18 protein-coding genes are annotated in these 19,462 nt (G+C 70.4%); 9 read left to right on the top strand and 9 right to left on the bottom strand.

The window, feature by feature from the left end:
- Window position 1 precedes the first annotated feature (1 nt).
- Both ACFYXM_RS29080 and ACFYXM_RS29075 read left to right on the top strand, forming a co-directional pair.
- Window positions 2-325 (top strand): DUF4157 domain-containing protein, encoded by a 324-nt coding sequence (locus ACFYXM_RS29080; protein WP_389293756.1) that lies wholly within the window; start codon window positions 2-4, stop codon window positions 323-325.
- A complete protein-coding gene (locus tag ACFYXM_RS29075; protein ID WP_389293755.1) occupies window positions 315-659 on the top strand; it encodes a hypothetical protein in 345 nt (114 codons plus the stop codon). The genes ACFYXM_RS29080 and ACFYXM_RS29075 overlap by 11 nt, the downstream gene beginning before the upstream one ends.
- A gap of 75 nt (window positions 660-734) precedes the next feature.
- Here the strand turns inward: ACFYXM_RS29075 and ACFYXM_RS29070 are convergent, their stop codons facing one another.
- The 6 genes from ACFYXM_RS29070 to ACFYXM_RS29045 form a co-directional block, all read right to left on the bottom strand.
- Window positions 735-1,865: a CapA family protein gene (locus ACFYXM_RS29070; RefSeq protein ID WP_389293753.1), complete on the bottom strand. Its 1,131-nt coding sequence runs from the start codon at window positions 1,863-1,865 to the stop codon at window positions 735-737.
- Between the two features lie 842 nt (window positions 1,866-2,707).
- Window positions 2,708-3,262 carry a cysteine hydrolase family protein gene (locus ACFYXM_RS29065; RefSeq protein ID WP_389293752.1) on the bottom strand — a complete coding sequence of 185 codons (555 nt, stop codon included), beginning with the start codon at window positions 3,260-3,262 and terminating at the stop codon, window positions 2,708-2,710.
- A 65-nt stretch (window positions 3,263-3,327) separates the two neighbouring features.
- On the bottom strand, window positions 3,328-4,251 hold the full coding sequence (locus tag ACFYXM_RS29060; protein WP_389293751.1) for a cytochrome c oxidase assembly protein: 924 nt from the start codon (window positions 4,249-4,251) through the stop codon (window positions 3,328-3,330).
- A complete protein-coding gene (locus tag ACFYXM_RS29055) occupies window positions 4,251-4,802 on the bottom strand; it encodes a DUF2243 domain-containing protein (RefSeq protein WP_389293822.1) in 552 nt (183 codons plus the stop codon). The genes ACFYXM_RS29060 and ACFYXM_RS29055 overlap by 1 nt, the downstream gene beginning before the upstream one ends.
- Before the next feature lie 335 nt (window positions 4,803-5,137).
- A complete protein-coding gene (locus tag ACFYXM_RS29050; RefSeq protein ID WP_389293750.1) occupies window positions 5,138-5,329 on the bottom strand; it encodes a gas vesicle protein GvpG in 192 nt (63 codons plus the stop codon).
- Between the two features lie 72 nt (window positions 5,330-5,401).
- Window positions 5,402-6,115, bottom strand: coding sequence for a GvpL/GvpF family gas vesicle protein (locus ACFYXM_RS29045; protein ID WP_389293749.1), 714 nt, complete (start codon window positions 6,113-6,115; stop codon window positions 5,402-5,404).
- A gap of 421 nt (window positions 6,116-6,536) precedes the next feature.
- Between ACFYXM_RS29045 and ACFYXM_RS29040 the strand changes: the two genes are divergently transcribed.
- The 3 genes from ACFYXM_RS29040 (at window position 6,537) to ACFYXM_RS29030 (ending at window position 9,454) form a co-directional block, all read left to right on the top strand.
- Entirely contained in the window at window positions 6,537-6,758 is a 222-nt protein-coding gene (locus ACFYXM_RS29040) for a DUF6480 family protein (RefSeq protein WP_384422043.1), read from the top strand.
- A 657-nt stretch (window positions 6,759-7,415) separates the two neighbouring features.
- On the top strand, window positions 7,416-9,068 hold the full coding sequence (ctaD, locus tag ACFYXM_RS29035; RefSeq protein WP_389293820.1) for a cytochrome c oxidase subunit I: 1,653 nt from the start codon (window positions 7,416-7,418) through the stop codon (window positions 9,066-9,068).
- A complete protein-coding gene (locus ACFYXM_RS29030; protein WP_389293747.1) occupies window positions 9,065-9,454 on the top strand; it encodes a cytochrome c oxidase subunit 4 in 390 nt (129 codons plus the stop codon). The genes ctaD and ACFYXM_RS29030 overlap by 4 nt, the downstream gene beginning before the upstream one ends.
- A gap of 83 nt (window positions 9,455-9,537) precedes the next feature.
- Here ACFYXM_RS29030 and ACFYXM_RS29025 read toward each other — a convergent pair whose 3' ends face one another.
- The gene (locus ACFYXM_RS29025; protein ID WP_389293819.1) at window positions 9,538-11,061 is read right to left on the bottom strand and encodes a cytochrome bc complex cytochrome b subunit; all 1,524 of its coding nucleotides are present in this window, start codon (window positions 11,059-11,061) and stop codon (window positions 9,538-9,540) included.
- Between the two features lie 783 nt (window positions 11,062-11,844).
- On the opposite strand from ACFYXM_RS29025, the gene ACFYXM_RS29020 reads away from it, so the two are divergent.
- Window positions 11,845-12,978, top strand: coding sequence for a site-2 protease family protein (locus ACFYXM_RS29020; protein WP_389293745.1), 1,134 nt, complete (start codon window positions 11,845-11,847; stop codon window positions 12,976-12,978).
- A 308-nt stretch (window positions 12,979-13,286) separates the two neighbouring features.
- Window positions 13,287-14,216 carry a glyoxalase gene (locus ACFYXM_RS29015; RefSeq protein ID WP_389293743.1) on the top strand — a complete coding sequence of 310 codons (930 nt, stop codon included), beginning with the start codon at window positions 13,287-13,289 and terminating at the stop codon, window positions 14,214-14,216.
- A gap of 270 nt (window positions 14,217-14,486) precedes the next feature.
- Here ACFYXM_RS29015 and ACFYXM_RS29010 read toward each other — a convergent pair whose 3' ends face one another.
- Window positions 14,487-15,764 (bottom strand): ATP-binding protein, encoded by a 1,278-nt coding sequence (locus ACFYXM_RS29010; protein ID WP_389293742.1) that lies wholly within the window; start codon window positions 15,762-15,764, stop codon window positions 14,487-14,489.
- A 251-nt stretch (window positions 15,765-16,015) separates the two neighbouring features.
- A complete protein-coding gene (locus ACFYXM_RS29005; protein WP_389293740.1) occupies window positions 16,016-17,428 on the bottom strand; it encodes an aminopeptidase P family protein in 1,413 nt (470 codons plus the stop codon).
- Between the two features lie 235 nt (window positions 17,429-17,663).
- On the opposite strand from ACFYXM_RS29005, the gene ACFYXM_RS29000 reads away from it, so the two are divergent.
- A complete protein-coding gene (locus ACFYXM_RS29000) occupies window positions 17,664-18,647 on the top strand; it encodes a LuxR family transcriptional regulator (protein WP_389293738.1) in 984 nt (327 codons plus the stop codon).
- A 174-nt stretch (window positions 18,648-18,821) separates the two neighbouring features.
- The gene (locus ACFYXM_RS28995) at window positions 18,822-19,331 is read left to right on the top strand and encodes a GNAT family N-acetyltransferase (protein ID WP_389293736.1); all 510 of its coding nucleotides are present in this window, start codon (window positions 18,822-18,824) and stop codon (window positions 19,329-19,331) included.
- Window positions 19,332-19,462 lie beyond the last annotated feature (131 nt).

The raw sequence follows: 19,462 nt of genomic DNA, 5'->3' as shown, positions 1-19,462 counted from the left end.
CATGGGCCAGGAGGAGCACCAGCACAGCACGGACCGCGGACACCGGCAGGCCCAGCAGCCCGCGGTGCAGCGGTCCGCCGTCCACAACGTCCTGCGTACCGGTGGCAAGCCCCTCGACGACGCAACCCGGACCGAGATGGAGGCACGTCTCGAAGCCGACTTCTCCGACGTACGCGTCCACGACGGCAGCGCCGCCCGGGCCTCCGCCGCCGAAGTCGGCGCCCGCGCGTACACATCGGGCAACCACGTCGTGATCGGCGCCGGCGGCACCGACAAGCGCACCCTCGCCCCCAGGGCCCGGAAAACCACGTTCCATGACCGATGAACGCCGCACGGAGTCGAACAAGATCCGGACTCGGATAGCCGAGGAAACCAATTCCAGGCAGCGCTACACCGGGCCTCAGAAGGCCGTTCTGGAGCGCCCCGAGCTACTCCACCGGAACGTCCTGGTCGGCCCGGACATCATCCCCGGCCTCGTCGAACGGCTCCTGGCCGAAGTGGCCCGGATCAGTACGGTGGATCCGCAGGCGGGAAAGGCGCCGCGCGGCAGGAGCGCGAAGGACCTGGCGCTCTTCCTGCTCAAGGACGTGGTCCGCCCGCAGGCCATGGTGCCGAACTCCGTGCACATCGACGAGCAGGACATCGAGTACGCGAAGTGACCACGGGCCCGCTCCCCTCTCCCGTGCGACGGGGCGGGCGCCGGGGATGGTTCTCCGGGTCGCAACACGTCCGTGTCATGTGCGCGGCGCGGCGCGCGGGGTCCGCAGCGTGAGTGTGCCGTCGGGACCGCCGTCGACGCGGGTGCCGAACGCCCGGCTGTGCCTGTCCAGGACGGCGCGCAGCCACTCGGTGTCCTCCGGCGAGGCGGGCTCGAGACGCATTCTGCGCGCCCGCAGGGGCACCATCCGCACGTCGACCAGTCGGCCGGTGTCCGCCTCCACCGACACCAGGTACAGCAGCCGCAGGTCGTCCCGGTAGCTCTCGTAGCCGCCGATGCCCTCGTAGTCGTCGACGAGGTCGCCGCAGCCGTACAGGACGAGCCCGTCCTTGTACAGCTCCAGCGGGCGGGGGTGGTGCGAGGAATGGCCGTGCACGACGTCCACGCCCGCGTCGAGGAGTGCGTGGGCGAAGCGGACCTCGGAGCGGGAGACGCCGTAGCCCCAGTTGGGGCCCCAGTGGACCGAGGCGACCGTGATGTCCCCCGGTCGCCGGACCTGCCGCAGGCGGTCGGCGAACGCGGCCGCGGCGGCCACCGAGGGCTCCGCGACGACGTCGACACCGGCCCGCTGCCCGGTGGCGGCCCAGTCCACGGGGATCCCGCTGGACGGCATCCCGAAGGAGAAGACCAGCACCCGCCCGCCGGCGCGCAGGGGCACGATCGCCGGCCGTCCCGCTCGCACCGCGTCCCGGCCCGCGCCCGCGGTCCGCAGCCCCGCCTCCGCCAGGGCGTCGAGCGTCTCATGGAGACCGCGCGGGCCGAAGTCGAGCACATGGTTGTTGGCCAGCGCGCAGACATCCGGGCGGGCCGCGGCCAGGCAGGGCAGGTTGGCCGGGCTCATCCGGTAGTGGACGTCCTTGCCGGGCGCGAAGTCCCCGTCGCCGGTGACGGCGGTCTCCAGATTGACCACCCGCACGTCGGGGGCCGCGCGGTCCAGGACCGGCAGCGCCTCGCCCCACGGCCGGCGGAAGTCGACCGGCCGGGGAATCGGCCCGTTCGCCGCCTCGGCCAGCTCGACGTAGGCCCGGGCGTCGTGGACGTACGGCTCTCGCAGCGCCGGATCACCGGGGTGCGGAAGGATCTGATCGATGCCCCGGCCGAGCATCACGTCCCCGCCGAGGAACAGGGTGACCATGCCCTCGTGCATCCTCCCAATCTAACGACCTGGGGAGCAATAGGGAGCCCGCTCCCTATTGCTCCCCGGGTCGTAAAGCCGTCGCGGACGGTGCACGAGGGGTCCGCACGACGGGGTGCCGCGCGGCCTCCCTGTGCGGCCCGGAGCGGATCGCCTCCCTGGCCGCCGTTCCTCCGGGCACTTCGGGGCGCCCGGGACCCGGCGCCGGCGGGCGGAGCTCGTCCGGCACGAGGGCACCGCCCCCCCCTTCTTCCGACCATCCCGGACCGCTGGTTCGCTGCCGCGGACACCGCAGGCACCCCTTTCGGCCGCAGGCTGTTCGACAACCTCGCCGAAGCCGACCCGGCGGGGTAGGCGGCCTGCTGCGACGCCCTCGCCGCGTCGCATCTGCGCCCCGCCCTGGGACGGATCAGCGCGTCCACCCTGGTGGTCGGCGGTTCGCACGACACGGCCACTTCCCCGGGACCACGCCGATGACCTCCAGGGCATCCCGCGGGCCACCCTGGAGGTCATCGTCTGCGGGCACCTGGCCGGTCGAGGCCCCGGGCACTGCAGGCCGCTCTCGCCGCTCACCTGTCCGCGAGCCTCGTCGAGGGCGGGACGCGGGCATCACAGTCCGACCAGGCCGTCGGAGACCAGGACTCTCTCAGAAGCCGATCCCGGTCTGCCGTGATCACCGTAGGTGGGGACGATCCGACGAGCAGTCAATGTGTGTGCACGGAACCGCTGTTGCCTGCAGGAGCAGCAACCATCTGAAAAGGACCCGCTCCGTGGTGACCAGGCACGACAAGCTCGCCGTCCGATGCGAAGCCACCATCACCGTCGCCGCCATCGGAGAATGACCGCGGTCGAGATCAATTCTGTTCCCCACGCCAACCGGCGCAGGGCATGACCTCGAATCCCCGGCTGGGGAAGACCGCGTCCATGAAGAAGTCGTGCATCGCCGCGTCACCGTCGGCGCAACCATCACGCAGCACGGTCACCTCATAGCCGCGGTCCGCCGCGTCATAGCACGTCGCAGCCACCATCGCGCTGGTCGCGACCCCGGCGATCGCGACGGCGCCGACACCGCTCGCACGGAGCACCAGGTCAAGATCCGTGCCGGCGAACGCGCTGGCGCGGCGCTTCATCACGACGACGTCCTCGTCCGCGACCGGCAGAGCGATCTCCGTTCCGGCCGATCCCTCATGAAAGGCGTCCCCGGCTTCGTAGAACGTCCTGAAGAGTGCGTTGCCCGGTGGCAGGTCGGTCCCGTTGCCCCGGAAGGCGAAGTGCACGAACACAACGAGGGCACCGGCCGCGCGGGCGCGCGGCAGCAGTTCGGTGAGCGGCGGCACGACACGCCTGGCGAACGGGTAGCTGCTCGTGATGCCCTGCTGAATGTCGCCGATGATCAGTGCGGTGGTCACGACAGACTCCCGTCCAGTCCTTACTGTCCAGCGCCCTGTGGTCAGCAAGACAGCCGTTCCGGTGGTCATGGTAATGGCGATGACCAATCGTGCGTGGGTGAAGCCACCATTCGCGGTCGCGATGGTCCCGGCGAGACAGGGGCCGACGAATCCGCCTCGGCGCCCTGCCTCCGCGCTCCGGTCTCGGCGACGCGTGGCGGTGCCGTACGCCGGCGGTCGGGTCGCCACGTGGTCACCCAAGCGGCGGCCAGGAGCAGTTCGGCGCCGTCACCGCCGTAGTACATGATCTCCGCGCCCCCTCGGACCTGGTCGACCGGCGCGTGGATGTGGACCCGGAAGCCGCCGTACATGAGTTGCGAGACCACCGCGTGCATCGCGACGGCCACCCCGAGGCAGACCAGACGTGCGCGCACGCCCGGTCGCGACGGGGCGGGGTCGGGACCGGCGATGGCGTGGGTGAACAGGCATCCGGACAGGAAGAAATGCGCGTGCAACAGCCAATGCGCCGCCGGTACACCCGCGATCGCGTTGTACAAGGGAGTGAAGTAGAGCGGGACGAGGCTGCCGACGGAGAGCGTGAGGGCCACCACCGGTCGGGCGACGAACCGGGCCGGCGTGCTGCGCAGCATGCCGGTCAGCCGACGGGCCCGGGGCGCGGGCAGGGTGCGCAGCAGAAGGGTGACGGGCGCTGCCAGGACGAGCGCGAGCGGCGAGTACATGCCGATGAGCAGATGCTGGATCATGTGCGCGCGGAAGTCGTCGTGGGCCAGGGACGCCACCGGCGGCAGCAGAGCCGCCCCGAGCAGGACGGTCCCGGTCAGGAAGCTCGCCGTTCGCCACGGACTCCAGCCCAGGACCGGGTTGCGGCGGCGGGCCCGGTGTGCCAGCAGCAGGTACGCGCCGGCGGCTGCCGACAGGGCGAGGACGGGCAGCAGCGTCTCAAGGGCCCCGTTGCCCAGGGGCTGGTGCACGGACACGTCATGTCCCATCAGGCGTGACGGCCTTCCCGGTGGCGGGCGGGCACGGCCGGGTCGAAGGGCCGGCCGCTGCGCTGCAGCAGGTAGCCGGCAGCGATCAGCACAGCACCCAGGGCCAGGAAGCCGATGTCCCACCAGACCTGGCCGTCTCCGGGGCGGACGTGGTGGATGCCCAGGACGTGGTGGTCCAGGACGCCCTCGACGAGGTTGAACAGGCCCCAGCCGACGAGCATCCAGCCCCACAGCACCCGCGACCGCCACACCCGTAGCCGGTCGCGGGTGACGCGGGCGTACAGGATGGCCAGTCCGATCAGTACGGCGAGCCAGCACACGGTGTGGAAGAAGCCGTCCCACATGGTGTTCATCTCCAGGCCGGAAACCGTGTTCGGGTCGTAGTACTTGATTCCGATACGGTCGTGGTCGGTGCTGCTGAGCATGTGGTGCCACTGCAGGACCTGGTGCAGCAGAATGCCGTCGGCGAACCCGCCCATCCCCACCCCGAGCACGATGCCGGGCAACCTGAGACACCCCGACACCGAACCGTCCCGCGTCTCGCCCGTCATCGTGGCCACCGTCGGCCTCCCTTCCCGCGCCTGGATCCGGAGTTCTCTCCGAACGAGCTTCCCTCTTTGCGCCGCTCGCCCATCCCTGTCTGCTCCATTCGGCCCAACCACCACCAGGAGCACCCTGCGGAGCCCGGCGGCAACGGCTCGTCGCCGGCCCCCGGGCGGCCACCGTCCGCAGCTCGTTCAGGGCGTGAATCGACCGCACGGCGCCGATGCCGTGGACGACGCCGGGGACGCGTCCACCGCGCCGCGCCGCACGAGAAGGCCCCGGCCGCGGGAGGAAGGCCTCGGCCGAGGAACCGTGCGGCCCCACGGAGGAGTCCGCTGCCTGTTCAGGCGGTGTTCGCCCCGGCCACGGGCCCTGATCTCGTCCGACCGGTCCAAGGGTTCGTCCCGCGCCGGTCGGACGTCTCCTCGTCGGTCTCACCCGAGAGGAGCCGGCGTTCGAGGGCGGCGGGTTCCCGTTCGACCGGCCCGGGGTCGTCGTACTCGTTCTCCGCCGCCTCCACGACGCGCCCGATCACCCACGCCACCCCGCGCACGGGGGCCAGGGGGGAGAGCGACCAGTTGGGTGAGGAGCGGTCCCGTCCCGCCTGCTAAACGAAGCTGTACGGGGCCAGCGGTCCACGCAGCCGCAGGTCGTAGTCCGGTCCGAGTCCTTTCGCGAGTTCCCGTTCGGCGGCGCGGAAGGACTTCTCCTTCCCCTGCTCCACCAGGAAGGACGCGTTGAGGAAGTCGTCCCCCGCCGACTGTGACGCGTGTTCCTCCCGAGCGAAGCCGCGCAGAGAATCGACGATCGTCTCGGCCGTGCGCCCCTGTCGGTCCCGCACCTCGCCGTCCATCAACTCACGGAGCACGAAAGGAAGTTGCGGATCGTCACGACCGCCTCTGATCTCGTCGTTCAGCCTGCGCGCCGCTTCGGAATCACGCAGGATCTGCCGCAGCAGTGCGCTCCGGTCCTGCCCGGCTTTCAGGTTGTACTCGACGCACCCTTCCAGTGCCCGCAGACGATCGAGGAACCATTCGGTGCGCTGCTCCAGCACTGCGCGTACCGCGCCGTCGTCCGTCGTGATGGAGCCGAACCGCATGGGAAGTGCGGCGCCGTCGCCCATCAGACGCTCCTGCACCGCGTGATGTGCGGCGAGGTCCCGGCGTTCGGGCCGCAGCCCCTCCGGGGCGTCGCTGACCACGGCGGACAGCTTCTCCGAGCCCACGGTGCGCAGGGTCGTCGGCGGGTCGCCCACGCCGGGCAGGCCGTCCAGCCGCTGCGGATGAGTTCTGTCCACGACGGTGTACACGTACACGGCCATGACTCACTCCCTCCGGCGCCGGGGAGCGGGCCGACGCCTCGGCCGCTCCCGCTCCTCCTCGGCCTGCGCGGTCTCCTCGTCGTCGCGGTCTCCCTTTGAGAGCGTTGCTCAGGACTTCGGCCGCGTCGCTCAGTGCGCCCCCGGCCGCGCGTGACTCTCCGAAGGCGGAGATAACCTACTGTTCTCACCACAAGGCGGCGCTACTTCATGGTATAGAGCTTTCCACCGTCCCCCTCAGCCTCGAGCTGTCCCGCACAAAGGGGCACAGACCCCGACGGCTCGGCAGCGATCCATCCCGTCGCAGGGTCCGAGCGGCAGAACGCCGGACACCGGCCCGACAGCGTCGGGCACAGGCCCGATGAAGAGCAGACCTCTCCACGAGGAGATGGTGCGATTCATATCAGATGGGTAAATACAGAGTATGACCATTGGGAACCCGGATCCTGATCCGCGCCATACGACCGGCCTGGAGCCCGGCGGCGGCGTCCCTCCCGGCGAGACGCCCCCTGCCGAAGGCAGCACCTCCGAAGCAGGGCCGCGCAACGAACCCCCCAGGGGATGGGCGGCAGGGCCACTGATCGCCATTCTTGTCGTCGTCGTGTTCGTCGCGGCCTTCTTCCTCGTCTATGCCGTGTTGGTATGACAGGCAGCCTCGACGTGTTCGCGTAACGGATGGCCGCGCGCACCGGCGACGGGCGGAGTGGGCCCGCCGCGCCGACCGGATCCCCGTATGTAGAAAACGCTTTCTGCCGTCGACCCCATGGCGGGTGGGACGGCTACCGGAACGCATCGCTCCAGCAGGGGCGCAACGGCGCTCCCCGTCGGCCTGAACCGCTCACCCGTTCGGCGGCGAATCCTCGGCGGAGGGGGTTTCGTTCATATCGGTGGAGAGCCGCTACCCGCTTCGGCTCCCCGTGACGGTGTCCGGAACTCGGGGTGCCGGACACCGTCACGGCTCTGCCTGGGCCCGGCCGTGACCGAAGCGGAGCCGTCTCTCCTCGTTCCCCACCGCCCTCCGTCCGGGAGGACGGCCCACTCCCCTCCCCAGCGGCACTCCGCCGTGGCCTCACCGCCATGTCACCGGCGTCCCGTGCCGCCGAACGCGGACGCCCACCGGTGCCCGCGGCGGGTCATCGGCTCACAGGAAGGTGTCCGGCCGTCAGAAGGAGACCACCCAGCTTGCGCGGCGGCGGGCCCCGTCACCGCCGCCGCGCGGAACCACGGAGGCACCATGTCACAGCTGGAACACCTGCAGCGGACACCGCCGGAGAAGGCTGTGACCGACAACCCCCGTGTGCGCATGGGCTGCCGGATCCGGGAGATCGTGACGACCACCGATCACAAGACGATCGGCAACATGTACCTCGTCACCTCGTTCGCCTTCTTCCTGCTCGCCGGGGTTCTGGCGATGGTCATGCGCGCCGAACTGGCACGGCCGGGGCTCCAGATCCTGAATCCGACGCAGTACAACCAGCTGTTCACCGTGCACGGCACGGTCATGATGCTGCTGTTCGCGACGCCGACGTTCGCCGGGTTCGCGAACGCCGTCATGCCGCTGCAGATCGGCTCGCCCGACGTGGCGTTTCCGCGGCTCAACGCGCTGACCTACTGGCTCTTCCTCTTCGGAGGGCTGATGGTCGTCGGCGGTCTCGTCGTCCCCGGCGGTGCCGCCTCCTTCGGCTGGTTCGCCTACGCCCCCCTGAACAGCGCCATCCGCACGCCCGGGGCCGGCGGTGACCTCTGGGCCATGGGGCTGGTCCTGAGCGGCATCAGCACCACGCTGGGGTCGGTCAACTTCATCGCCACGATCGTCTGCCTGCGCGCCCCGGGAATGACGTTGTTCCGGATGCCGATCTTCACCTGGAATGTCCTCTTCACCTCGGTCCTGGTCCTGCTGGCGTTCCCGGTGCTGACGGCGGCACTGCTGGTGCTGATGGCCGACCGCAAGTTCGGGGCGCACGTCTTCGATGCCGCCAACGGCGGGGCGCTGCTCTGGCAGCACCTGTTCTGGTTCTTCGGACATCCGGAGGTCTACATCGTCGCGCTGCCGTTCTTCGGCGTCGTGACAGAGATCCTTCCCGTGTTCAGCCGCAAGCCCGTCTTCGGCTACGTCGGGATGGTGGGGGCCACCATCGCCATCACCATGCTCTCGGCCTCCGTCTGGGCTCACCACATGTTCGCCACGGGGGCCGTGCTGCTGCCCTTCTTCTCGCTCATGTCGTTCCTGATCGCGGTGCCGACCGGTGTGAAGTTCTTCAACTGGATCGGCACGATGTGGCACGGAAGCCTGTCGTTCGAGACACCGATGCTCTGGGCCCTCGGCTTTCTCACCACGTTTCTCCTGGGCGGACTGAGCGGCGTCCTTGTCGCGTCGCCGCCACTGGACTTCCACGTCACCGACAGCTATTTCGTCGTGGCCCACCTCCACTACGTGCTGTTCGGCACCATCGTCTTCGCCATGTTCGGCGGCTTCTACTTCTGGTGGCCCAAGATGACCGGCAGAATGCTCGACGAACGGCTCGGCCGGATCCACTTCTGGACGCTGTTCATCGGATTCCAGACCACCTTTCTCGTCCAGCACTGGCTCGGTGAGATGGGGATGCCCCGCCGGTACGCGGACTATCTCGCGAACGACGGCTTCACCGTGCTCAACACCGTCTCCTCGATGGGCGCCTTCCTGCTCGGGATCTCCACACTGCCCTTCCTCCACAACGTCTGGAAGACGGCCCGGCACGCTCCGGCGGTGACGGTGAACGACCCCTGGGGATTCGGCCGTTCGCTGGAATGGGCCACCTCCTGTCCCCCGCCGCGGCACAACTTCGAGTCACTGCCGCGGATCCGCTCCGACTCCCCCGCGTTCGATCTCCACCATCCGGAGGCACTCGCGCCGAAGGCGGCGGGGCCGGGCGGAAACACCCCCGCACCGGACACGACCGGAGGGCGGGGCGCATGAGGCCGGAGGCCCGACTCTTCGCCGTTGTGGCGCTGTTCTTCCTGCTCACCGGCGCCGCCTACATCTGGTTCGCGCGCGAACCGGCCGGCGCCGCGGCGCTCACCGTCTCCTTCCTCATGTCGGCGCTCGTCAGCTTCTTCTGCTGGGCGAACCACCGCAGGAGGGGCGCGCGACCCGAGGACCGTCCGGACTCGGACATCCGGGAGCGTTCCGGCCTCGTGGACTTCTTCCCGCCGCACAGCGCCTATCCGGTGACCGTCGCCGTGGGGATGGTGCTGATGGCCCTGGGCGTGGTCTATGCGCTCTTCCTGTTCCTCATCGGCCTCGGCGTCACCCTGTGCGGGGTCTTCGGCATGACGTTCCAGTTCGCCGACCGGGAGGACTGAGACCGCTCAGGAGAGGCGGCGCGTGCCGACGCCGGACCCGGCATACGGACGCGCCGCTGTCGCGTGACCGGGGCGACCGTCCCTCACCGCTTCTCCGACTCGTCGACCGGATCTCTGAGCCTCTCCTCGATCTGTGCGCGCTGTTCCTCCGTCGTCGGCATGTCGACCCGGTCGCCGTAGTACCAATTGCTCAGCCGGAAGCGGACGCGGGCCCGGCGCGATGCCCTCCTGCCGGGCGCGGCCAGCGGCCGGGGGACGTCCCTCACCAGTGCCCGGTAGCGCCGCATGCTGTCGAGCGGCCGGCGGCCGCCGCTGATCGCGCCGTAGACGTTCTGCTCCACACGCCCCGTCTCCCGTCCCTTTTCCACCAGCTGACGTTCGCGTGCCTGCAACGCGAGACACACACGCTTGGTGACGAGGTAGGCGATCACAGGCCCCACGATCAGCACGACCCTGAGGATCCATGTCAGTGTCTCGATGGAGACATCGAAGACGAACGCCGTCACGTCGTTGCCACCCGCGGCCAGCAGCACCGCGTAGAAGACGATGGCCGCCACGCCCAGGCCCGTGCGCGTGGCACGGTCCCGGGGGCGGTCGCACAGGTGGTGCTCGCCCACGTCACCGGTGATCCACTTCTCGAAGAAGGGGTACAGGTAGAGAACCAGGAAGAACACCCCCGGCAGCAGCACCGCCGGAACCAGCACGTTCCACATCAGCGTGTGTCCCGCCACCTCGTTCTCCCAGGCGGGCATGAGCCGCAGCGCGCCTTCCAGGAACCCGACGTACCAGTCCGGCTGCGACCCGGTGGAGACCTGATCCGCCCGGTAGGGGCCGTAGCTCCACACCGGATTGATCTGGGCGGTGGCGCCGAGCCACGCGATGACAGCGGCGACCATCATGCTCAGTCCCGCCGACTTGGCGGTGAAGTGCGGGAACATCGGCTGTCCCACCGCGTTGCGGTTGGTCCTCCCCGGTGCCGACCACTGAGTGTGTTTCAGGTACACGACCATTCCCAGGTGGAGGATCACCAGGCCGATGAGAAGACCGGGGACGAACAGGACATGGACGATGTAGAGGCGCGGGAGGATCGACTGGCCCGGGAACGCTCCGCCCCACAGGAAATGACTCAGATATGTGCCGACGACGGGCAGGGAGCCCACGATGGTGTCCGCGGTGCGCAGTCCGGTTCCGGACAGCAGGTCGTCCGGCAGGGAGTAGCCGCAGAAGCCCTCCAGAAGGGCGAGGAGGAACAGCGTCACGCCCACCATCCAGTTGCCCTCCCGGGGCCGACGGAACGCACCGGTGAAGAACACCCGGAGCAGATGCGCTCCCACGGCCGCTACGAAGATCAGGGCGGCCCAGTGGTGCATCTGCCGGACCAGCAGACCGCCCCGCACGTCGAAACTGATGTGCAGCGTCGTGGCGTACGCCTGAGAGACCCTCAGGCCATGCAGCGGACTGTAGGAACCCAGGTACGTCCCCTGCTTCATGCTGGGATCGAAGAAGAGCGTCAGAAAGGTGCCCGTGACCACCAGGACGATCAGGCTGTAAAGGGCGAGTTCGCCCAGGAGGAAGGACCAGTGGTCGGGGAACGCCTTGCGCATCATCCCCCGGGCGGCCTCCGAGACGGGCGCACGCCGGTCGGCCGCGGCATAGCCCGCCTCGGCGATCCGGCGCGCCTTCTCCTTGAGCGCGCGCCTGCGTCCGGGGAACAGAAGCACCGGTCGACTCCCTCCTCGGCCTGCGGGTGGCACACCCGGGGAAGCGCGCCCGCGGCGCACAGTGCGCCCCTGTGCACTATGCGGACTGTCCTGCGCGTACTCCCGCATTACGCAGATCAGGGGCACGGCCCTCGCACGGTGCCGCCAAACGGGGACATCGGTCTTCGGGCACGTCCGGCCGGGCCCGGCACGCGCGCGCACCGGCCCGGGGGATTCTCCCGGGGTGCGGCGCACAACCGCCGAGGCTCCCCCGACCGGCGGGCGACGGCACTGCGTCGCGGAAGAGGCGGAAGTGGGACCATGGGGCATGTGGGACGTCCCACCCGAATGGGGCGACGGGGCGAGAGAGGGTCTTTCATCATGTCCGACTCCGAGTTCTACCGCCGTGACCGGCCCGATGCCCCGGTCTTCCGGGGGACCGGCCGCGTGGAGGCGGTCCGGAGGATCCGTCTCGCAGGCACCGGACCCCTTGGGTGTGGATCATCCTGATCATCATCGTGCCGGTGGTCGCCGTCGTCGTTCCGCTGATCCGAACCGGGCCCGACGGGACCTGAACCTGTTCGGCGGAAGTCCGCTGGGCGCCGACGCCCTCTCCGGCCCGTCGGCCACGGGCGGAGGCCTGTCGTACGTCGAGCGGCGCTGGAGAGAGGCCGAGCAAGGAGGGACGCCGTGCGGGCCACCTTGGCACTGGGGCGGATCGCGGGGGTCCGGGTCGGGGTCCACTGGAGCGTGCTGTTCATCTTCGTCATCATCGCGTTCGGCCTCGCACAGGGCCGGTTCCCCCACACGTATCCGGGCCATGCCCCGGTGGTGTACTGGGCGGCGGGCCTCGGGGCCGCCCTGGTCTTCCTGGCCTCACTGCTGGCGCACGAACTCGCGCACGCCGTGGTGGCCCGGCGCAACGGGGTGGCCGTCGACGACATCGTCCTGTGGCTGCTGGGCGGGGTGGCACGGCTCAAGTCGGAGGCGTCGAACCCGGCTGCGGAACTGCGCATCGCGGGTGTCGGTCCCCTGGTCAGCCTGCTGCTGGGCGGACTCTTCGTCCTGGGCGACTGGCTGCTCACCCTGGTGTCCGCGCCCGGGCTCCTGATCGAGGTGGTGGCCTGGCTCGCGGGCATCAACCTGCTGCTCGCCGTCTTCAACTCCCTTCCCGCCGCCCCGCTCGACGGCGGACGGCTGTTGCGCGCCTTCTTGTGGTGGCGTACGGGAGACCGGCTGCGGGCGACCGCCGGGGCCAGCGCGGCGGGACGCGTCCTCGGCTGGCTGCTCGTCGTGCTGGGTCTGGTGGCGTTCATGAGGGGCGGCGGGTTCGGAGGACTCTGGCTGGCCCTGATCGGCTGGTTCCTCATCGCTGCCGCCACCGCCGAGGGGAGGCAGGCCCAGCTGCGGGGTCTGCTCGCAGGGGTGCCGGTGCGTGACGTCATGACGAGGGATCCGGTCACCGCGCCCATGGGCCTGACGGTGGCAGACCTGCTGGCCGACCCGCGATACCGGTACCGGCACTCGGCGTTCCCCGTGACCGGCGAGCACGGAGAAGCGGTCGGGCTCGTGACCCTGAACTCCGCCAGGCAGGTGCCGCCCGGGCAGGGCGGGACGGTGACGGTCGGCGAGGTGATGGTGCCGCTGTCACAGACCGTCGTCGCGGGTCCGGCCACCGCGCTCGCGGATCTACTGCCCCGTATGGAACCCGGCGCCGGACACCGCGTCCTGGTCGTGGACGAGGGCGAACTCGTCGGAATCCTGTCGCTGTCCGACGTCAGCCGTACGGTGAACTGGCTCATGAAGTCCGCTCCGCGGCGGTGAGAGCGGCTCGCGGAGCCTGCGGCGACCCGGCACTCGCCGTCCCGGCTCCGCACGACGGGCCCAGGGGTCGGGCACCGCCCCGGGGGAAGTACCGGTGTCGTTCGAGGAGCGGGCGGCGGCGACGGCCCGGCGTTCGCGGTGTGATCGGCTCTCCGAGCTCTCCGAGGTGCAGCCGTGCGCGGACCTTTTTTACTCTGCGTAGGTAGGCGGTCCCGGTACGCGGTCACAGGGATTCGACGGAAGGCCCCGGCAGGGACTGCCCGGGCCGAGCGCATCCCGGCTGTCGTTGCCGACTCGGAGGAGTCCTCATGAGGAAACGCGTTCTCGCCTGCCTTCCGCCCCTGGCTGCCCTGTCCGGCCTGCTGGCCACCCACACGGCCACCACCTCGGCGGACGCCCCGGAACAGGCCGCCGCCCAGGACAGCACCCGGATAGCGGTCGGCCCTCAGTACGACACGACGCACGTGTACGTCGAACCGGGCAAGGTGCCCGCCTTCACCGCCGGCTGGAAGGCCACTTTCGGCGGGACGAACACCGCCGTATCGGTCACCGACGTCACCCCCACCCCCAGTCGGACGAAGTCCGAACTCATCCTCTCGCCGGTCGGCACCCTGTCCGTCTTCGACTTCCAGACGCCCGTTCCGTACCCGTTCGGAGCAGAGCGCACCGGATGGCTCGTGACGGGCATGGACGCCGGCATCCGGCACGCGCGCGCCAGCGGGGCCGACGTCGTCGTCTCCCCCTTCCCCGACCCCATCGGTCAGGACGCGGTCATCCAGTTCCCGGGCGGGGTCAACACGCAGATCTACTGGCACACCAAGGCTCCGGCGTACAAACCGCTGGAGACGGTCCCGGAGAACCGGGTGTACGTTTCGCCCGACGCCGTGAGCGCGTTCCTGCGCTCCTATCTGAGGTTCACCGGCGGCTCGGTCGTCTCCGACACCCCGAAGGCGGACGCGGGCGAGATCGGGCTGACCGGGCAGAGGTACCGCAGGATCCGCCTGACCTCGCCGTTCGGGAAGACCGTCGTCACGGTCTCCGACGGACATCTGCCCTATCCGTTCGGGCGAGAGGTGACCGGGTACCGGGTGGCGAACCTCGCAACGACGCTGGGCAAGGCCAGGGCCGCCGGTGCCACGGTGTTGTGGGGGCCCCGCCTCTCGGCGGGCCGCAACAGTGCCGTCGTGAAGTTCCCTGGCGGATACATAGCCGAGATCCATGACGGCGCGTCCTTCTGACCCCGCGCTCGGCGGCGACGAGGACTTCGCGTAGCCGCCCCGCGGCGGGAGGAAGGCCCGCCCGACGGCCGGTCGGTTCACGCCCTCACCGATACTGCGGTTCGACGGACGTGGACGTCTGCGACCGCCCGCCCCCTTGCCACGTCCGGAGGAGTACGCCTTGTCCGTACGGAGCGAGGCCATATCCACGGTCGAGGCGCGTCGCACCGTGCGCCTCCGAATCCGCTGCACCCCGCCGTCGGGGGCGGAGCACGCCGCAGGAACCGAGGCTCATAGTCGGCTGAATTTCTCGATGTCCTCCGCGAACTCCTCGATCGCCTGCGCGGTGAGAGTGGGCCGTGTGTCGGCGATGGCGGTCAGGTAGTCCTCGGTGGTGGCCGGCCGGCCCTGGCGCTGGGTGACTTCACGCTCGAACGCCGCCTGCGCGCCCTTGCGAGCCGCGAACTCGATGTCGGCAGGGGTGAACAGCTCGCTGGCCGCAACCAGTTGGGGCAGGTCGATCGAGTCGGTGGCAGTCCTGAGATAACGGGCCCAGATCGCCGAGCGCGCGGTCGCGTCCGGGGGCCCGATGGGGATGACGCAGTCGAATCGTCCGGGGCGCAGGAAGGCCGCGTCGAGGGAGCGCACCGAGTTGGTGGCGCAGGCCAGCAGGCGCGCGTCCTGTTCACGGAAGACGGGGATGAGTTTGAGCAACTCGTTGGTCACCCCGTGCCCGGGATCGACCGCCTTCCCGGACCGCACGCCGGCGATCTCCTCGACCTCGTCGATGAAGAGCAGCACCGAGTCCAGTTCCGCCAGTTCCGCGAATGCCTCCCGCAGCGCCGTGGCCAGCCCCTCGCTCGTGTCGGCCGCGAGCCGGGACGGGAAGAGTTCCACGAACGGCCAGCCGAGCCGTGAGGCGACCGCTTTGGCGAAACTCGTCTTGCCGGTGCCGGGCGGGCCGAACAGGATGATCGCCTTGGGCGGAGCCACACCGTAGCGGTCGGCCAGCGCCGGCTCCTTCAGCGGCAGCACGACACGACGTTCGACGACCTGCTTCTCCCGGTCCATTCCCGCCATGGCGTCCCAGAGGTCCCCGGGCAGCATGCGCCCGCCCAGCGTCGCCAGGACGTCGGCGTTCGCGGCTCCGGGCGGATCGAGTTTCTCGTAGTAGGTCAGGTCGTCACGGAACCGGTAGCCCGCGTTCTCCAGAGCCTTCGTCCCGGCGGCACCGGCGGGCAGCAGTGCACTGACGTGACGCACGCCCAATGCGCGCAGGCGACGCTCCGACTCGGCGAGGAGAGCGCTGCCTATCCCGCGCTCGCGCCAGCGGGAGGCCAGGGCGACCAGGAGGATCCATCCTCGCCCACCGTACGCCTGAGCCACGGCCATGCCGACCAGTTCGTCGCCGACCACCGCGACCACCGCGGGCTGACCGGCCTTGGCCGCGGCCATCACCTCGGAGACGGGGAAGACCGGGTCACGGCAGACCTGTCGGCTCTGGTCCCAGACCTGGATCGCCTGGTCGAGATCGTCGTCGTGATAGTCGCGCAGATGCCATGCGGGCATCACCCACCACCTCATCCGGCCCAGAGGTGCCATTGTCCCCCGTCGGGCACCGATCCGCTCGGTGACGGTCGGGACCGGCCTGTCCGGTGGCCCGGGCCACGACCTGCCGTGGGCCGGGCCGCCCCACGGCCGGTCGTGGCACCGGCGTGACACTTCTCGGGGGCGTTGCGCACGGTTTCGAAGTCCCGGGCCCGGCACCGGAGTCCGCTCCCCGCGGAGAGATCCCGGCGCCGGGCCCGTCCTCGACGGACTCAGCCCGCGAACCGGGCCATCCACTCCTCGACGTCGTCCGCGGACCGGGGCAGGCCCGCCGACAGGTTCTCGTGACCGTCGTCGGTGACGACCAGGTCGTCCTCGATCCGGACGCCGATGCCGCGCCACTCCTCGGGCACGGTGAGGTCGTCCGGCTGGAAGTACAGGCCGGGCTCGACGGTGAGCACCATGCCCGGCTCCAGGACGCCGTCGACGTACTCCTCGTTCCGGGCCTGCGCGCAGTCGTGGACGTCCAGGCCGAGCATGTGGCCGGTGCCCGCCAGCGTGAAGCGGCGCTGGAGGCCGAGTTCGTACGCGCGGTCCGCCGGACCCTCGATGAAGCCCCACTCGACCAGCCGCGCCGCCAGATGGCGCTGGGCCGCCTCGTGGAAGTCGCGGTACGCGGCACCCGGCTTGACTGTCGCGATGCCGGCTTCCTGGGCCTCGTACACCGCGTCGTAGACCTTGCGCTGCAAGGGGGTGAAGGTGCCGTTGACCGGCAGGGTGCGCGTGACGTCGGCGGTGTAGAGGGTGTGCGTCTCGACACCGGCGTCGAGCAGGAGCAGGTCTCCCGGGCGCACCGGGCCGTCGTTGTCCGTCCAGTGCATGATCGTGGCGTGCTCGCCCGCGGCGCAGATCGTGCCGTAGCCGACGGCGTTGCCCTCCAGACGTGCACGGCGGAAGAACGTGCCCTCGATCCACCGCTCGGACGACGCGATCGCCCGGGAGAGCTCACCGACGACATCGGTGAATCCGCGCACCGTGGAGTCCACGGCCTTGCGGAGCTCCGCGATCTCCCAGTCGTCCTTGACGAGGCGGAGATCGTCGAGCGCCTCTACCAGTTCGGCGTCGCGCTCCTTCTCCGTGGCGACGGCGGCCTCCAGGGACGGGGCGGTGCCCCGGACGATCCGGGTCGGCACACCAGGGGCGGCGGCCAGGTCGTCCGCCGCTGTGCGGATGTCCCGGCAGGGCAGACCGAGGACCTGCTCCGACTCGGCGAGGGTGCGGCGTCGGCCCATCCACAGCTCCGCGGTGGCGCCGGTCCAGAACTCGTCGTCGTTCCTGCTGTCCCGCGGCAGTCGGTAGCAGAAGGCGTCGTGGCCGCCGTCCGCCCGGGGTTCGAGAACGAGGGCGCTGTCCCGGGCCCGGTCCCCGGTCATGTGGACGTAGCCGGAGTACGGCCGGAAGGGGTAGACGTCGTCGTTCGAACGGATCTTGAGGTGTCCGGAGGGGATCACGAGCCGTTCGCCCGGAAAGCGCGCGGAGAGCGCGGCGCGGCGGCGGGCCGCGTACGGGGCCTGCTCGTCGAGGCCGAGGTCGTGCTGCTCGGTTTCCGCCCACCCTGTCCGCATCAGCGCGGACAGCTCCTCGGAAATCCCTGAGTACTGACCGTTCTTCCGGCGTTTCGCCACGGCATACACCCTTCTTCTGGACGGGTTCGGTCGCTCAGCGGCGAGGGCGGGAGCGTCCGCGCGGACGGGTGTCCCCGCGGACGGACCCGACCCGGGTGCGGCCGAGGTGCCCTCGCCGCCGCCGGTCGTCGGCGGCTCCTGGGACGGTATCCCGTGCCGGGCGCGCTCGGTGCCGGAAAGTGACACTGGCACGGATCGGCCACGTCCCCGGCCGGAGCCGTCGATAATGCGGCGTATGACGAACGCGAGACTCGGCGAGGCCCTTCGACTCCTGGGCATCGATCACGCGGCGGGCCGGGTCTATCTGGCGCTGCTCGAACTGGCTCCCGCCCCGCTGAGCGCGATCGCGGCCGCCGTCGGTCTGGACGGTCCGGAACTGGCCGCTGCTTACGGCGCGTTGGTCGACGCCGGTCTGGCCAGTGCGGCGGAGGAGGGCGGGGAGGTGGTGGCCCCGGTTCCGCCGACCGCCGGTCTGGAGGTCCTCGCCCGGCACCGCGTGGCCGAGGTCGAGGAGTCGCGCCTCGCCATCGGGGGCGCTTTCGAATCGTTCCGGCGGCAGCGGCTCGCCGCGTACAACGACCATCTCGTCGAGGTCGTCACCGGCGAGGCCATCGGCCCGAGGATGCGTCGCGCCTGGATGAGCGCCCGCGATCAGATCCGGCAGTTCGAGTCCCCGCCGTACTTCCCTCTGACGGGCGCCACGGAGGACGCGCTGGCGACGCTGGCCCGGGGTGTGACGCAGCGTGTCGTGTACTCACGGGAGTCCCTGGAGCACCCCGGACATCTGAAGGATGCCGTCGAGCCGTGCGTCAAGGCGGGCGAGCAGGCCCGGGTGCTGCCGTCGGTGCCGGTCAAGCTTCTCGTCATCGACGAGGCGTACGCCCTCGTGTCGTTGTCGAGCAAGGAGGCCGACGTCCACAACACCATGCTGGTCGTGCAGCCGTGCGGTCTGCTCTCCGCTCTCATCGCGCTGTTCGAGCAGTGCTGGCAGAACGCGCTGCCCCTGCACGGCCGCACCACGCGCCCGGGCGGCCTGTCCCCCGCCGACCGCCGCCTGCTGTGGCTTCTCGCGGGCGGCGCGGGCGACGACGTCATCGCCCGCGAGCTGGGAATCAGCCGCCGCACGCTCTTCCGCCGCCTGCAGATCCTGATGGCCCGGCTGGGCGCCGTGAACCGCTTCCAACTGGCCCTGCAGGCACAGCGCAGCGGATGGCTTTGACGTGCTCCCCGGCCTGACGTCCAGGGATTCCGGCCTGGGTCGTCCGACCCTTCCGGGGGCTTCCTGCTTCACCGCGCTGCGCGGGCACGGATGCCCGCCGACGCAGCCTCCGGGAGGCCTGTGACCGGCATTCCCGGGGCATGGGACCATCCGTATGAGACCGAGGAGGAACCCGTGCGGTTGCGCAACGTCATTCCGGACGATGTCGATGCCTACATCCGGATGCAGTGCGATCCCGAGATGATGGCCGATCTCGGCGGACCTCTGCCGCGCGAGGGGATCGCGGACAAGGTCCGCCGGGATGCCCGGAAGGCGGCGGACGACCTCGCGTGGCTCAAGATGATCATTCCCGATCCGGCCGAACCCGGCGTGGTGGCGGGCACGGTGAACCTCTGGTCCCACGACGCCGGCGACGGGCCGTTCTCCGAGATCGGGTGGATGGTGCTGCCCGAGTTCCAGCGGCGGGGACTGGGCAAACGCGCCGTCCGTGCCCTCCTGGAGCAGGCCCGGGATCAGGACCGCTGGGGCCTCGTGCACGCCTTCCCGGCAACGGGCAACGCGGCGTCGAACGGCATCTGCCGCTCCGTCGGTTTCCGGTTCCTCTCGGAGACCGACACGACGTTCGCGGGCCGTGTGTTCAGGACCAACCACTGGGTCATGGATCCTCGGGCGCTTCCGGCCTGACGGGAAGGGCAGTGAGGCCCCGTCCGGACGACGGGAAGGCATGAGGAGCGCGCGGAGTGCGGCGGAGCCCGGTCGGCCGGCCACGGCGCTCCGCACGCAAGGGGGCGGGGCGCTCGCCGCCCCGCCCCCGC

It is taken from the genome of Streptomyces sp. NPDC002476, from assembly GCF_042889785.1.
GTDB lineage: Bacteria > Actinomycetota > Actinomycetes > Streptomycetales > Streptomycetaceae > Streptomyces.
The sequence above is the reverse complement of the archived record's forward strand: the minus strand, read 5'-3'. Positions and strand labels throughout refer to the sequence as shown.